The 1563-nt window shown below is 57.3% G+C and carries 1 rRNA gene; it reads right to left on the bottom strand.

Annotated elements, in window-relative coordinates:
- Window positions 1–16 precede the first annotated feature (16 nt).
- A 16S ribosomal RNA gene (locus BN93_RS15655) occupies window positions 17–1545 on the bottom strand.
- Between the last annotated feature and the right edge of the window lie 18 nt (window positions 1546–1563).

Raw genomic sequence — 1563 nt, 5'->3', positions numbered from 1 at the left:
GTGCACGTCCCTCCAGAAAGGAGGTGTTCCAGCCGCACCTTCCGGTACGGCTACCTTGTTACGACTTAGCCCCAATCACCGGTTTCACCCTAGGCCGACCCTCGCGGTCACGGACTTCAGGCGCCCCCGGCTTTCATGGCTTGACGGGCGGTGTGTACAAGGCCCGGGAACGTATTCACCGCGCCATGGCTGATGCGCGATTACTAGCGAATCCAGCTTCGTGGGGTCGGGTTGCAGACCCCAGTCCGAACTGAGACGCACTTTAAGGATTGGATGGCATTCGCATGCCACCTACTCTCTGTATGCGCCATTGTAACACGTGTGTAGCCCCGGACGTAAGGGCCGTGCTGATTTGACGTCATCCCCACCTTCCTCACACCTTGCGGTGGCAGTATCTCCAGAGTGCCCGGCATAACCCGATGGCAACTGAAGACGGGGGTTGCGCTCGTTATGGCACTTAAGCCGACACCTCACGGCACGAGCTGACGACAACCATGCAGCACCTCCGCGGCAGCCCCGAAGGGCCTCATCCTCTCGGAATCGTTCCGCCGCAGTTCAAGCCCGGGTAAGGTTCCTCGCGTATCATCGAATTAAACCACATGTTCCTCCGCTTGTGCGGGCCCCCGTCAATTCCTTTGAGTTTCACCGTTGCCGGCGTACTCCCCAGGTGGGATGCTTAACGCTTTCGCTTGGTCACCGACCACAAAGGCCGACAACGAGCATCCATCGTTTACCGCGTGGACTACCAGGGTATCTAATCCTGTTCGATACCCACGCTTTCGAGCATCAGCGTCAGTTGCGCTACAGTAAGCTGCCTTCGCAATCGGAGTTCTTCGTGATATCTAAGCATTTCACCGCTACACCACGAATTCCGCCTACTTTCGGCGCACTCAAGCCCCCCAGTTCGCGCTGCAAGTCGGATGTTGAGCACCCGCATTTCACAACACGCTTAAGGGGCGGCCTACGCTCCCTTTAAACCCAATAAATCCGGATAACGCCCGGACCTTCCGTATTACCGCGGCTGCTGGCACGGAATTAGCCGGTCCTTATTCATGCGGTACCTGCAAAAACCCACACGTGGGCTCCTTTATCCCCGCATAAAAGCAGTTTACAACCCATAGGGCCGTCATCCTGCACGCTACTTGGCTGGTTCAGGCTTCCGCCCATTGACCAATATTCCTCACTGCTGCCTCCCGTAGGAGTCTGGACCGTGTCTCAGTTCCAGTGTGGGGGACCTTCCTCTCAGAACCCCTACCGATCGTTGCCACGGTGGGCCGTTACCCCGCCGTCGAGCTAATCGGACGCATCCCCATCCCTCACCGCAAAGCCTTTCGTCCAAATCGGATGCCGTCAATGGACAACATACGGTATTAGTCCGACTTTCGCCGGGTTATCCCGTGGTGAAGGGCAGGTTGGATACGCGTTACTCACCCGTGCGCCGGTCGCCATCAGGGATTGCAAGCAACCCCCATGCTGCCCCGCGACTTGCATGTGTTAAGCCTGTAGCTAGCGTTCATCCTGAGCCAGGATCAAACTCTCCATTGTAAAATGTCTGCGCATCAA

Origin of the sequence: Prevotella conceptionensis 9403948 (assembly GCF_000312305.1) — a bacterium.
GTDB classification, from domain to species: domain Bacteria; phylum Bacteroidota; class Bacteroidia; order Bacteroidales; family Bacteroidaceae; genus Prevotella; species Prevotella conceptionensis.
This window is presented reverse-complemented; position numbering and strand designations above follow the sequence as displayed.